This window comes from Actinokineospora globicatena, assembly GCF_024171945.1.
Classification (GTDB): domain Bacteria; phylum Actinomycetota; class Actinomycetes; order Mycobacteriales; family Pseudonocardiaceae; genus Actinokineospora; species Actinokineospora globicatena.
Window position 1 is genome coordinate 264071 of the sequence record NZ_JAMTCR010000003.1, and the last position, 13717, is coordinate 277787.

Annotated in this window: 12 protein-coding genes; 10 read left to right on the forward strand and 2 right to left on the reverse strand. The window is 72.5% G+C overall.

The window, feature by feature from the left end; all coding sequences use genetic code 11:
- The first annotated feature begins 43 nt into the window (after positions 1-43).
- The 3 genes from LV79_RS14460 to LV79_RS14470 all read left to right on the forward strand — a co-directional run bounded on the left by LV79_RS14460 (position 44) and on the right by LV79_RS14470 (position 2869).
- Positions 44-1573 carry an AMP-binding protein gene (locus tag LV79_RS14460; RefSeq protein ID WP_253836564.1) on the forward strand — a complete coding sequence of 510 codons (1530 nt, stop codon included), beginning with the start codon at positions 44-46 and terminating at the stop codon, positions 1571-1573.
- A 64-nt stretch (positions 1574-1637) separates the two neighbouring features.
- The gene (locus tag LV79_RS14465) at positions 1638-2432 is read left to right on the forward strand and encodes a phytanoyl-CoA dioxygenase family protein (RefSeq protein WP_253836566.1); all 795 of its coding nucleotides are present in this window, start codon (positions 1638-1640) and stop codon (positions 2430-2432) included.
- A 53-nt stretch (positions 2433-2485) separates the two neighbouring features.
- Complete coding sequence (locus LV79_RS14470) at positions 2486-2869, forward strand: RidA family protein (protein WP_253836582.1); 384 nt, start codon at positions 2486-2488, stop codon at positions 2867-2869.
- Between the two features lie 101 nt (positions 2870-2970).
- On the opposite strand, the gene LV79_RS14475 is transcribed toward LV79_RS14470, so the two are convergent.
- Positions 2971-3465 carry an FBP domain-containing protein gene (locus LV79_RS14475; RefSeq protein ID WP_253836584.1) on the reverse strand — a complete coding sequence of 165 codons (495 nt, stop codon included), beginning with the start codon at positions 3463-3465 and terminating at the stop codon, positions 2971-2973.
- 107 nt (positions 3466-3572) lie between these two features.
- The gene (locus LV79_RS14480; RefSeq protein WP_253836591.1) at positions 3573-4814 is read right to left on the reverse strand and encodes an MFS transporter; all 1242 of its coding nucleotides are present in this window, start codon (positions 4812-4814) and stop codon (positions 3573-3575) included.
- A gap of 325 nt (positions 4815-5139) precedes the next feature.
- Here LV79_RS14480 and LV79_RS14485 point away from each other — a divergent pair, with 325 nt between their 5' ends.
- The 7 genes from LV79_RS14485 to LV79_RS14515 all read left to right on the forward strand — a co-directional run bounded on the left by LV79_RS14485 (position 5140) and on the right by LV79_RS14515 (position 13614).
- Entirely contained in the window at positions 5140-6849 is a 1710-nt protein-coding gene (locus LV79_RS14485) for a carboxylesterase/lipase family protein (protein WP_253836594.1), read from the forward strand.
- Positions 6846-8015: a 3-deoxy-7-phosphoheptulonate synthase gene (locus LV79_RS14490; protein WP_253836596.1), complete on the forward strand. Its 1170-nt coding sequence runs from the start codon at positions 6846-6848 to the stop codon at positions 8013-8015. Before LV79_RS14485 ends, LV79_RS14490 begins: the two co-directional genes overlap by 4 nt.
- A gap of 63 nt (positions 8016-8078) precedes the next feature.
- Positions 8079-8846 carry a 2,3-dihydro-2,3-dihydroxybenzoate dehydrogenase gene (locus tag LV79_RS14495; protein WP_253836598.1) on the forward strand — a complete coding sequence of 256 codons (768 nt, stop codon included), beginning with the start codon at positions 8079-8081 and terminating at the stop codon, positions 8844-8846.
- A 70-nt stretch (positions 8847-8916) separates the two neighbouring features.
- Positions 8917-9558, forward strand: coding sequence for an isochorismatase family protein (locus LV79_RS14500; protein ID WP_253836601.1), 642 nt, complete (start codon positions 8917-8919; stop codon positions 9556-9558).
- The gene (locus tag LV79_RS14505; RefSeq protein WP_253836603.1) at positions 9555-11468 is read left to right on the forward strand and encodes a chorismate-binding protein; all 1914 of its coding nucleotides are present in this window, start codon (positions 9555-9557) and stop codon (positions 11466-11468) included. Before LV79_RS14500 ends, LV79_RS14505 begins: the two co-directional genes overlap by 4 nt.
- A 232-nt stretch (positions 11469-11700) precedes the next feature.
- Positions 11701-12723, forward strand: a complete 1023-nt coding sequence (locus LV79_RS14510) for a 3-oxoacyl-ACP synthase III family protein (protein ID WP_253836605.1) — start codon at positions 11701-11703, stop codon at positions 12721-12723.
- 90 nt (positions 12724-12813) lie between these two features.
- The gene (locus LV79_RS14515) at positions 12814-13614 is read left to right on the forward strand and encodes an arylamine N-acetyltransferase family protein (protein WP_253836607.1); all 801 of its coding nucleotides are present in this window, start codon (positions 12814-12816) and stop codon (positions 13612-13614) included.
- The last annotated feature ends 103 nt before the right edge of the window (positions 13615-13717 follow it).

The following is a 13717-nucleotide window of genomic DNA, read 5'->3' on the forward strand; positions in this document are numbered from 1 at the left end:
CCCGCACACGGAGTCCGCACCCCCACCCAGCGAAAGAGGAGCGATGAACGACCGACTGCTGTACGACTGGTTCGGGGACTCCGTCGAACCGCACGCCGGGCTCGTGGCGCTCGAGGTCGACGGCCACACCCTGACCTACCGGGAACTCGACGAGCTGGTCCGCGCGGTCGCCGCCCGTATCTGCGGGGCCACCGGCGGCCCACCGGCCCGGGTCGGCCTCGCGGTCAGCCGGAGCCGCACCGCCTACGCGGCGTACCTGGCCACCCTGCGACTGGGCGCGACCCCGGTCCCGCTCAACGCGGGCTTCCCCGCCGCGCGGTTGCGGTCCATCGCGGACAGCGCCCGACTGGACCTCGTCATCCGCGACGCGGGCGGCGCCGAGGTCGACCCCGGCGTCCCCGCGCTGGACCTGCCCGACGCGGCGCTCGACGCCCTGCCCGCCACCCCGGCGTCCGCGTTGCCCGCGTCCAGGGCCGGACTCGACGACCTCGCCTACATCCTGTTCACCTCCGGGTCGACCGGTTCCCCGAAGGGCGTCCCGCTCACCCACCGCAACATCTCCCCGTTCGTCGCGCACGTGCGCGAGCACTACCCGGCGGGCCCGGGGTGCAGGCACTCCCAGGTCGCCGAGCTGACCTTCGACCCGTCGGTGCACGACATGTTCGTCGCGTGGAGCACCGGCGCCGCGCTGGTGGTGCCGACCAAGCGGGAGATCCTGTCCCCGGTGGACTTCGTCAACCGCCGCGGCCTGACGCACTGGTTCTCCGTGCCGTCCATCATCTCCGCGGCCGAGCGCCTCGGCGACCTGGCTCCCGGGGCCATGCCCGGGTTGCGCTGGAGCCTGTTCTCCGGCGAACCGCTCAAGTGGCAGCAGGTCGAGCAGTGGCGGCGGGCCGCGCCCAACAGCGCGCTGGACAACATCTACGGGCCCACCGAGCTGACCGGGTGCTACGAGCACCGGGTCGCGGGCAGCCCCGACGAGGCCACCGGGAACGGCACCGTGCCCATCGGCCGTCCCTACCCGGACATGGAGATCGCGGTGATCGGCGACGACGGCCGCCCAGCCGCTGTCGGCGAGCTGGTGATGCGCGGTGTCCAACGCTTCCCCGGCTACCTCGACCCGGCTCAGAACACCGGCCGGTTCGTGGCGATCGACGACGGCGTCGCGCGCGTGTACGACGGGACGGGACCGGTGCGCGTCGACCACTGGTACCGCACCGGCGACCTCGTGACCCACAACGGGGACCTGGCCGTGCACCTGGGCCGGGTCGACCACCAGGTCAAGGTCCGCGGCCACCGGGTGGAGGTCGGCGAGGTCGAGCAGGCCCTGCGCACCCGCTACGGCGTGCGCGACGCGGTGGTGCTCGGCGGCGCGGTCGGCGACGGGGACGTCGAGCTGCGCGCCGCCTTCACCGGTGTGCGCCTGGACACCGCCCCGGTGCTGGCCGAGCTGGGTGAGCTGTTGCCGGAGCACATGGTGCCGCGCAGCCTCACCTGGTTCGACGAGCTGCCGCTGAACCCCAACGGCAAGATCGACCGGCTGATCCTGTCCGCGGTGCTCTTCGACGCCTGAGTGCCGCCGCCCCTGACCCGGCTGAACAGCCCGAACCCAGACGAGCGACCGGAGGAACCACGGCATGACCGATACCGCGACCCAGCTCGCCCGAGCGGGTGCCGACTACCGCAGGCAGGGCTGGTGCGTGCCCGCTGACCCGCTCCCGCCCGACTCGCTCGCGCGGCTGCGGACCGCGATCGAGGGCATCTGCGCGGCCGACCGCCCCGAGTCGGTGTACGAGGAGGGTGGTGTGGTGCTGCGCGCGCTGCACGGCTGCCACCGCTACGACGAGGTGTGCGCCGCGCTGGTGCGCACCCCGGCACTGCTCGACCTCGCCGAGGAGTTGGTCGGCGACCAGGTGTACGTCTACCAGTTCAAGGTCAACATCAAGAGCCCCCGGCAGGGCGGGCGCTGGCCGTGGCACCAGGACTTCGCGTTCTGGGCGCTGGAGGACGGCATGCCCGCCCCGGCCGCGGTCACCGTCGCGATCAGCCTGGACGAGGTGCACGCGGGCAACGGCCCGCTGACGGTGCTCTCCGGGTCGCACCGGCTGGGCATCATCGGCTCGGACGGGTCCGAGGCGCTGGGCAGCCGGGGGACCTGGACCGACCACGTGTCGGCCAAGCTCGCGCACAGCATCCCCGACGAGCGGGCCGAGGCGCTCGCCGAGCGGTTCGCCGCGCACCGGCTGCTCGGGCAGGCGGGCGCGATCTCGGCGTTCCACCCGAGCATCGTGCACTCCTCCTCGGACAACACCTCCGACGACCGGCGCACGGTCGTGTTCATCACCTACAACTCCGTCGGCAACGCGCCCCGACACGCCACCCGCCCCGAGTTCCTGGTGGACCGCGACACCCGGCCGCTCACCCGCGCCTGACTCGGGCGCGCACCACCCGCGGAAACCGCACAGCAGAAGGAGAGGAAGCGCACGTGGAGAAGCTCGCTCTGAAGACCGGCGGCGCCCCGGACCCGATCGCGCACTACTCGCAGGGCGCGCGCATCGGCCGGGTCGTGCAGGTCTCCGGCCAGATGCCCGCGGACCCGGCGACCGGTGAGCTGGTCGAGGGGATCGAGGCGCAGGTGCGCCGCTCGCTGGACAACGTGGTCGCCGTCCTCGCCGAGGCCGGGGCCACCTTCGCCGACGTGGTCATGACCCGCGTCTGGCTGACCGACTACGCGCACTTCCGCGCGATGGACGAGATCTACCGCACCTACGCGGGCGAGCCCGCCCCGGCGCGGATGACCTGCTACGTGGGCCTGCCGCCGGGGATGTTGGTGGAGTTCGACGTGCTCGCTGTACTCGAGGACGACTAGCTCTCGAGGACGACTGGTTCTCGACGACTGAGCTCGCGCGAGGACTGAGCGGGGCAGGCGCACCGCCGCGGTCGGGCCACCCGGGCCCGGCCGCGGCGCGGTCACTCGCCGACCAGGACCCGGCTCACGAACAGCTCCACGTTGAGCACCATGCGGTCGATCTTCTCGCTCAGGTCGATGGTCTCGGTCGCCTGCGGCACGTCGGACTTGCGCTTGCCGCGCACGTACAGGCTGCAGGCGAGGTCGCGGCAGATGTAGGTGCCGACGGTGTCGCCCTTCTTGCCGGACTTGCCGGACTTGCGCGCCGAGAACAGGACGATGTCCGAGGCGGGGTGGATGGTGTGGCAGAACGCGCACATCGACGACCGCAGCTTGCTGCGCGGCGGCGTGGCCATCCGCAGCGAGATCCCCACGACCTCACCCTGGTACGGCAGCACCAGGTAGGCGTTGTTCACCGCGCGCGGGTCGACCCAGCCGAAGAAGTCCAGGTCGTCCCACGCCACGGTGTCCAGGTTCGGCATGGTCATCTTCTTCGCCTCGCCCTTCGAGCAGTTCGTGAGCGAGTCGCGGATGCGCTCTTGGTCGAGCGGTTGCATCAGGCGTCCTCCTGTGTTCCGAGCCCGCGCGGCCGGTCGGCTCCTTGATCACCAGGTGTGCGGCCACTGTAGCGCGCCGTACCCGGTCCGTACGCCGAATATCCGGGTCACGACCCCGACCGAGCGCCTCGCCGGGGTCCGGTCGCCGGGACGCGCGGCTCGACCGGGCGGAACGTGGTGGTGCGGGCGCGCAGGGCGGAGCGGAACAGGTAGGCGGTGGCGGCGAGGAGGACGGCGGTCAGGACCCAGGCCAGTTCGGCCAGGTCCGGGAACGACGTGGGGAGCCGGGCACCGACAGCGCCGCCCGCGTTGAGGGCGAAGCCGTAGAAGGCGATCGCGGTGGTCTGGGCGGCGCCCGCGTTGGTGCCGATCGACTGGATGAGCGCGGGTCCGGCGGTGGACATGCCGAGCATGAACAGGAACAGCGCGATCCCGATCCCCAGCGGACTGTCCGAGACGATCGCCGTGCCCGCCATACCTGCGGCGGCGAGGGCGAAGGCGGCGCAAACCCTGATCGTGGAAGGGAATCTGCCCAGGACCGGTGCCAAGAAGACGGCCAGCAGCAGGGCGGGCAACGCGCTGGTGCGCAGTGCGAGCATCGCGTCGTGGTCGCTGACCAGTTCGGCGGGGCCCGCGAGCTGGACTCCCGTGTAGACGGCGGTGATGCTGCCCGCCACCAGCAGCGCGATCAGGTAGAGCGGCGCGCGGCGGACCAACGTCGGCACCGTGCCGTGCACCCGACCGGCGACCGGCACCTGACCGTCCGGGTCGTGCATGACGCGGTAGACGATCACCACGGCGGGCACCAGCAGCGCGGCGGTGACCCAGAAGACCGCGCGCCAGCCCAGGTACTGCGCCACCAGCTGCGACTCGACCTGGCCGATCACCACGGTGCCGCCCATCGACGCCGAGATCATCGTCAGCGCGGTCGGCAGCCGCCGCGCGGGCACGGTCGCGCTGAAGTGGGCGTAGGCCATGGGCACGAACGCGCCCGCGAACAGCCCCTGCAGGCCGCGCAGGACCGAGCCCGTCACCAGGCTGTCCGCGAGCGGGAGGACCGCCGTCACCACGGCCATCGCGGCGATCCCGCCGACCATCACCGCCCGCCTGCCCCAGCGGTTGGACAGCGGGCCGCTGATCAGGGACCCGCAGGCGTAGGCGATGGCGAAGGCGGACGTGGCCCAGGCCGCGGCGGCCGGGTCGACCGACCACGCGCCTGCCAGGTAGGGGATCAGCGGGATCGTCGCGTACATCTGCCCGACGACCACGATGCCGACCAAGCACAGGACGGCGGCCATCGCGGCGAACGGCGGCGCGGGCCTCGACGGCGCTCTGGTCGTGTTCAGCATGATTGCTTCGTACCGCACCGCGACCGGGCAGCACGACCACGCGGCGGGAAGTCAGTCAAGTCCGGGTGGGGCCCGATCGGGGCCCGGCGCTATTCGCGACCACCGGTGTCCATATCGGCGTGCAAGCCACTCACCGTGATTGCACTGGGAAAATGTTCCCTCGATCGAGGGTAGGCAACGGCATTCTTGTGACGTACTGGGTCTGACGTGGACGATCTTGTCGGGCCCCGGGGACGAGGATCAAGGCACGCACCCAGTCCACTGTCACCCCTTCCGGGTGAAGGACACCGCCACTCGGTTCCCCGCTCCCAGGAGGAATTCGGTCGTGCCCACTTCCGCGTCGCCCACCGCTGTTTCCGCCACAGCCTTCTCGCCCAAACCTGCCTCGACCACCGGGCCGTCATCCGCCGCTCCCGTCGTCGTCCGCACCTCGGCGGGTGCCGTGCGGGGGACCCGTCTCGGCGGGGTCACCGAGTTCCTCGGTGTCCCCTACGCCCAACCCCCGGTCGGCCCGCTGCGCTTCGCCTCGCCCCGGCCGCCCCAACCCTGGACAGCCGTGCGCGACGCCACCACCCGCGGCGCCCAGTTCTGCCAACCCGGGGTGCCGGGCAGCGCCGAGGACGCGTTGTCCGCCAACGTCTGGACGCCCGACGAGGGTGGCTCGCTGCCGGTCCTGGTGTACGTGCACGGCGGCGCGTGGCAGGTCGGCGCGGGCAGCCTGGCCAACTACGACGGCGCGCTGCTGGCCGCCGAGGGCGGGCTCGTGGTGGTGACGTTCAACTACCGCCTGGGCCCCTTCGGTTTCGGCTTCCACGAGGAGCTGGCCGACGTCGACACCGGGCTGCACGCGAACTGGGGCCTGCAGGACCAGATGGCGCTGCTGCACTGGGTCCGCGACAACGCGCCCGCGTTCGGCGGCGACCCGGGGAACGTCACGCTCGTCGGCACCTCCGCGGGCGGCGCGAGTGCGCACCAGTTGGCCCTGCTCCCGCAGACGAAGGTGTTGGTGCGCCGGGTGGTGGAGATCAGCGCGGCGCACGTGCGGGCACCGCAGTTGTCGATGACCGCCCCGCACGCCCGTGCGTCCGCCGAACGCCTCGCGGACCGGTTGGGGACAACGGTGCCCGGTCTGCGCCAAGCGCCCGCCTCGGTGCTGTTGGCGGCGTGGAACGAACTTGGGCAGAACCGGCCCGCGCACAGCGGTCGCGAGTTCCGCGGACCCGTGCTCGACGGGACCACGATGCCCGGCTACGACCACGACTCGCCGCCGCCGGACATGCCCGTCATGTCGGTGCACACCCGCAACGAGGGCACGTTCTTCACCGTCCCCGGGATGTCCGTGCTGACCCCGACGCCCCCGCCCGCCACCTTCCTGCGGTTGCGCGGTGTCGTCCGCGACATCCTGCGGGCGCTCGCCGACGACGTGTCGGAGTACGACGTGCAGGACTGCCTGCAGGTCTACCGCGACGCCGCCGCGCTGGGCGCGTTCGCCCACGACCCGGCGACCGTCTGGTCCGAAGTGTACGGAGACGCGCTGCTGCGCCACCGCGTCGTGCGCCTCGCCGAGCGGCACGTGCGGATCGGCCGTTCTCCGCTGTACGCCATGGAGTTCACGCACCCGACCCGGGTCCCGGGGGTCGGCGCCCCGCACGAGGCCACCTCCAAGTTCCTGTTCGGGACGCACGCCACGCCCGCCAACATCGACATGTTCGGTGACGGCCCGCTGGAACGCCGCGTCGGGACGACCCTGCGGCAGTTGGTCGCCTCCTTCGCCACCACCGGGCACCCGAGCTGCGCGGACGGCCCCGCCTGGCCCGCGCTCGACGAGCACGGCCACGGCTCGCTCGTCCTGGGCGGTCCCGACCTGGCCGTCGTCGGCCGGGTCGAGCGCTCCGAGCGGCTGCGCTTCTGGGACCGCCCCGGCCTGGCCCCCTGGCCCACCCCGCACCACGCGCGACCGCGCGCCGCCATGACCCCGGCCGAGCGTGTCCCGGCCGGCGCACCACCACCGCTCACAGACAGGAGGAACCGATGAACGGGATCCACGCAGTGGAGCGCCTGCCCGCTGCCCAGCAGCCGCAGTGGGCGCCGCTCGACCGGCTCGCCGAGGTCGGCAGGGAACTGGCCGCCCTGCCCGGTCTGGTCGCCGAGTCCGATGTGCGCGACCTGCGCCGCGAGCTGGCCAGGGTGGCCGAGGGGGAGGCGCACGTCGTCCAGGCGGGCGACTGCGCCGAGGACCCGGCCGAGTGCAACGCCGGGGACATCGCCCGCAAGGTCGGTGTGCTCGACCTGATGGCCGGGCGGGTGCGGATGTCCACGCACCGGCCGGTGCTGCGGGTCGGCCGCATCGCCGGGCAGTTCGCCAAGCCGCGGTCCAAGCCCACCGAGCTGTTCCGGGGGGTGGACCTGCCGGTGTTCCGGGGCCACATCGTCAACTCGCCGGACCCGGACCTCACCGCGCGCAGGCCCGACCCGGACCGGCTGCTGATGGCCTACCACGCGGCGGCCGAGGCCATGGGGCACCTGGGCTGGTCCGGCGACTCGCCCCGCTCCGCGGTCTGCGCCCCGGTGTGGACCAGCCACGAGGCGCTCCTGCTCGCCTACGAGGTCCCGTTGCTGCGCGAGGACTCCACGGGCGGGTACCTGCTGGCCTCCACGCACTGGCCGTGGATCGGCGAGCGCACCAGGGACCCGGAGGGCGCGCACGTCGCCCTGCTGGCCCAGGTGAGCAACCCGGTCGCCTGCAAGGTGGGGCCCACCATGGAGGTCGAGCACCTGCTGGCGCTGTGCGCGAAGCTCGACCCGAACCGCGAACCGGGCAGGCTCACCCTGATCGCCCGCATGGGCGCCGACTTGGTCGACGAGCGGCTGCCCAGCCTGGTGCGCGCGACGCGTTCGGCCGGGCACCCGGTGATCTGGTTGACCGACCCGATGCACGGCAACACGGTCCCGGGGCCAGACGGCCTCAAGACCCGCTTCGTCGACGACGTCGTCACCGAGGTCGAGCGGTTCCAGTCGGCGGTGCGCGCCTGCGGGGGGATCGCGGGCGGCCTGCACCTGGAGACCACTCCCGACCAGGTGACCGAGTGCGTGCGGAACGCCTCGCAGATCGCGCACGTGCCGGACAAGTACCTGAGCCACTGCGACCCGAGGCTCAACCCCGACCAGGCCACCACCGTGGCCTCGGCGTGGCGGGGCTGACCGGTCGAGCACGCCCGGGTGGCGACCGCCGCCCGCGCACACACGACCCGAGGAGGTAGTGCCATGAGGGGAAAAGTCGCCCTGGTGACCGGGGCAGCAGGGGGGATCGGCGCGGCCATCGTCGCCGAGCTGGCCGAGCGGGGCGTGCTGGTGGCCGCGGTCGACCGGGACAAGTCCACATTGGACGACCTGGTGCTGCGCACACCGCGCGGCGCGGTGGTGCGGCCCTACGCCGCCGACGTGACCGAGAGCATCGAGGTCGAGCAGGTGGTCGACGCGGTCGAGCGCGAGCTGGGTGACCTGGACTTCCTGGTCAACAGCGCGGGGGTGCTGCGGCTGGGCGAGGTCTGGTCGTTCGGCGACCAGGACTGGACCGACACCTTCGCCGTCAACGCCACCGGCGTGTTCAAGATGTCCCGCGCGGTCGTGGCCCGGATGCGCCAACGCCGCGCCGGGGCGATCGTCACGGTGGCGTCCAACGCCGCCAACACCCCGAGGGTGGCGATGGCCGCCTACGCCGCGTCCAAGGCCGCGGCGAGCATGTTCACCAAGAGCCTCGGCCTGGAGGTCGCCCGGTTCGGCATCCGCTGCAACCTGGTCGCCCCCGGGTCCACCGAGACGCCGATGCTCACCTCGATGTGGCACGACGCCTCCGGCCGCGAGAACACGCTCAAGGGCAGCCCGGAAGCCTTCCGGCTGGGCATCCCGCTCGGCAAGACGGCGACCCCCCGCGACGTGGCCTCCGCCGTGCTGTTCCTGCTGTCCGAGGAAGCGTCGCACATCACCCTGCACGAGCTGACCGTCGACGGCGGCGCGACGTTGGGCGCCTGACCACCGACCGGACCCACGAGGGAGATCGACCGTGCCACCGACCCTGCCCACGCCCCTGACCCCGACCCCCGTGAAGCCACCGACCCCGAAGCTGGGTTTGCCCCCGATACCGAGCTACGCGCTGCCCACAGCCGGAGAGGTACCCGCCAGCACCGCCCCCTGGGTGGTGGACCCGGACCGCGCGGTCCTGCTGGTCCACGACATGCAGCGCTACTTCCTGGCCCCCCTGCCCGAACAGCCGCGCGCCGAACTGGTGGCCAACGCGGTCGCCCTGCGCGACCGCGCCGACGCCCTCGGGATGCCGGTCGCCTACACCGTCCAACCCGGCGGCATGACCCCGGCCGATCGCGGACTCCAGCGCGACATCTGGGGCCCGGGGATGCGGGTGGACCCCGAGGACCGCCTGGTCGTCGACCCGCTGGCGCCGCGGCCGGACGACTGGCTGTCCACGAAGTGGCGCTACAGCGCCTTCTTCCGCTCCGACCTGCTCGAGCGGTTGCGCGACAACGGGCGCGACCAGCTCGTCCTGTGCGGGGTCTACGCGCACCTGGGCGTGCTGGTGACGGCGATCGACGCCTACAGCAACGACATCGAGGCCTTCCTGGTCGCCGACGCCGTCGCCGACTTCTCCGCCGAACACCACCGCGGCGCCCTCGCGCACGCCGCGAGCAGCTGCGCCGTCGTGCTGACCACGAAGGAGGTCCTCCCGTGACCGGCCACCCACTCCACCGACTCCTGCGTCTCTCGGCCACCGGCGACGCGCCCCCGTTCGCCCTGCTGCACCGCCCGGAGCACGCGGGCGCCGACGTGCTCGAGGTGCTCACCGGAGAAGTGTCCACTCCGGACACGCTGAGCCGGTTACCCCGGCGGGAACGGCCGGACGGGCACGTCGGGCCCTGGCACGACGTGCTCACCGTGGTCCCCTTCCGCCAGGTGGCGGAGCGCGGCTACGACTGCGCCGACGACGGGGCGCCGCTGATCGCGCTCACGGTGCGCGAGCAGGCCGCGCTGTCGCTGAGCGAGGTGCTCCCGGAGATCCCGCTGGTCCCGGTCGCTCTGGTCGGCGGCCACTTCGACCTCGACGACGACGCCTACGCCGAGGTCGTCGGCCGGATCGTGGCCGACGAGATCGGGCAGGGCGAGGGCGCCAACTTCGTCATCAAGCGCACCTACGTCGCCGAGATCGCGGGCTACCGGCTGGGGTCCGCGCTGTCGTTCTTCCGCAGGCTCGTCGAGCGGGAGAAGGGGGCGTACTGGACGTTCCTGGTGCACACCGGCGACCGGGTGTTCGTGGGTGCCAGCCCGGAGCGGCACGTGAGCCTGCACGGCGGCACCGCGGTCATGAACCCGATCAGCGGCACCTACCGGTACCCGGCCGCCGGGCCGACGCTGGGCGGCGTGCTCGACTTCCTGGCCGACACCAAGGAGATCGACGAGCTGTACATGACCGTCGACGAGGAACTGAAGATGATGTCGCGGGTGTGCCACGACCGCGTGCGGGTGGTCGGGCCGCACCTCAAGGAGATGGCCCGGCTCGCGCACACCGAGTACCTGATCGAGGGCTCCAGCGACCGCGACCCGCGCGAGGTGCTGGCCATGACCCTGTTCGCGCCGACCGTCACCGGCAGCCCGGTGGAGAGCGCGTGCAAGGTGATCCGCAGGTACGAACCGGAGGGACGGGGCTACTACAGCGGTGTGGTCGCGCTGATCGGCACCGACGCCGACGGTCGCACCAGCATGGACTCGGCGATCATGATCCGCACGGCCGAGATCGGGCCGACCGGGCTGGTGCGCATCGGCGTCGGCGCCACGCTGGTGCGCGACTCCGACCCGGTGGCCGAGGCCGCCGAGACCCGGGGCAAGGCGGCGGGCCTGCTCGCCGCGCTCGACCACGCCCCACCGTCGCTGTTCGCCCAGCACCCGAGGGTTCGGGCGGCGCTGGCGGGCCGCAACACCGGGATCGCGGGCTACTGGCTGGCCCGCGACGAGGACGCCGACCGGCCGCGCGACGGGCTGGCCGGGCGGCGGGTTCTCGTGGTCGACGCCGAGGACACGTTCACCTCGATGATCGCCCACCAGTTGCGCTCGACGGGCATGGACGTGCTGGTGCGCAGGCACGACGAGCCGTTCGACCTCGACGGCCACGACCTGGTGGTGCTTGGCCCCGGCCCGGGTGACCCGCGCGAGCACGGCCACCCCAAGATCACCCGGCTGCGGTCCTCGGTCCGGTGGCTGCTCGAGCACGGCCGCCCGTTCCTGGCGGTGTGCCTGAGCCACCAGGTGCTGGCCACCGCGCTCGGCCTGCCGCTGCGCAGGCGGACCGTGCCCAACCAGGGCGTGCGGCGGGAGGTGGACCTATTCGGCAGAACCGAACAGGTCGGTTTCTACAACACCTTCGCCGCGCGCAGTGAAAGCGACGAGTTCCTCGTGCCCGGAATCGGGCCGGTCTCGGTGAGCCGCGACCCGCTCACCGGCGAGGTGTACGCGATGGTCGGACCGAGTTTCGCCTCGACGCAATTCCACGCCGAATCCGTGCTGACCCGCGACGGCGTCCGGATCACCTCGGAACTGGTGCTCGGCGTGCTCGACCGCGTGGGTGCCGCGGCCGAACTCGTTTCCTGACCTGCTGTTCGGCGCCGGTGGCCGGACCACCGCGGACTCGTCCGCGAACGGTGGTCCGGCCACCGGCGTGTGCGGAACCGGGCGCCTGGACCTGACGAACTGCCCCGCACTTGACAAGGTATTCCGACCGCCTTGGTCCCTTTCGTCGACTGCGTCACGATCTTCTCAACAGCGTGAGCGGGTTCTTTCACGAGACCGGCAGACCGATCGCCACCGGGATGGGAGGAATGAGATGATCACCATTGGGACCAGCGGGAGCGGGAGGCTGGTGGGTGGTGTCGGCGTGCTCGGCACCGGATCTTGTCTGCCCGCGCACGTGGTCACCAACGACGAGGTCGGCGAGCCCGCGGGCGTCACCGGCGACTGGGTGCGGGCCAAGACCGACATCCGCACCCGCCGCCGCGCCAAGCCCGACGAGGCCACCTCGGACCTGGCGGTGGTCGCCGCCCGCGCCGCGCTGGCGGACGCGGGTCTCGGGTCCGCCGACGTGTCGCTGCTCGTGCTCGCGACCTCCACCCCCGACTCGCCCCAGCCCGCGACCGCGGCCGTCGTCGCCGACGGCCTCAACCTGCGCCCCGGCACCCCCGCCTTCGACGTCAACGCCGTGTGCAGCGGCTTCCTGTTCGCCCTCGTCACCGCCGAGGGACTGCTGCGCGGCACCGGGGGCGCGGGCCACGCCCTGGTCATCGGCGCCGACATCTACTCCCGCATCCTCAACCCCGCCGACCGGCGCACCGCGGTGCTCTTCGGCGACGGGGCGGGCGCGGTCGTCCTCGGGCCGGTCCCGGCCGGGCGCGGCCTGCTCGCGGGCAGGCTGGCGGGCTTCTCCGCCGACCGGGACCTGATCGAGGTCCCCGGCGGCGGCAGCCGGTTCCCCGCGTCCGAGCGCACCCTGGCCGACGGCCTGCAGTACTTCACCATGAACGGCCGGGGCGTGCGCGAGTTCGTCACCGAGCAGGTCCCCGGCGCGCTGCGGGACTTCCTGCGCGCCGCCGAGCTCACCGTGGCCGACGTCGACCACTTCGTGCCGCACCAGGCCAACGGCCGGATGCTGCGCGAGCTGGCCGCCGCCACGGGCCTGCCGTGGGAGCGCACCCGCACCACCTACACCGACTTCGGCAACACCGGCTCCGCCTCGGTGCCGATCACCCTCGACCACGCGGCCCGCTCAGGCCTGGTCGCCGAGGGCGACGCGGTGCTGCTCGCCGGTTTCGGCGGCGGCATGGCACTGGGGCTCGGCCTGCTCCGCTGGTGACCGACCCGCACACCGTTGGCCACCCACACCGTTTCACGCCACACACACCGTTCACCCGGCACCGCGCACCCCATCGGAGAGGACATCGAGATGCTCGACGACCAGCTGGTGACCGCCTACCTGGACCGCATCGGCGCCACCAGGCCCGGCGCCCCCGACCTGGCAGGCCTGCGCCACCTCCAAGAGCGGCAGGTGCTGTCGGTGCCGTTCGAGAACCTCGACTACCACCTCGGCGAAGAGATCTACATGGACGAGCGCGTCCTGGACAAGATCGTCCGCGCGCACCGCGGCGGTGGCTGCTTCGAGGTCAACCCGGCGCTCGCGTTCTTACTGCGCAGCCTCGGCTACCACGTGGACATCCTGCCCGGCCGGGTGCACCGCCCCGACGGCCTCGGCCCGCTGCAGGGCCACCTGGCGCTGCGGGTGCGCGCCGACGGCGAGGACTGGTTGGTGGACACCGGGTTCGGCCGCAACAGCCGGTTCCCGCTCGCGCTGGCCTCCCGCGACGAGCACGACGACCCGCACGGCCGCTACCGGATCGCCGACAGCGACAACGGCGCCATCGACCTGTTCTACAACGGCAAGCCCCTCTACCAGGTCGTGCCGAACCCGGTGGAGATCGCCGACTTCGCCCCCACCCTGTGGTGGTACCGCACCGCGCCGGAGTCCTCGTTCCTGCAGGCGCTGTTCTGCTCGATCCGCACCGAGACCGGCATGGTCACGCTGAAGGGCGACCTGCTCTCCACCGTGGTCGACGGGGTGCGCGAGCAGGTGCGCCTGGCCGACGACGAGGCGGTGCTGCAGGCCTACAAGGAGCACTTCGGCTTCGGGCTCGACAAGCTCCCCGCCGAGCCGGAGGGGGGCGTGACCACCGGCGTGCGGGTCGAGTGACCCCGGCCCCCGAACCCTCAGTCCACGCAGGACGGTCCTGGTAGGTCCAGACAGGACAGTCCGCACGGGACACCAGAACACCATCGGCGCCCGCAGGGCTGGA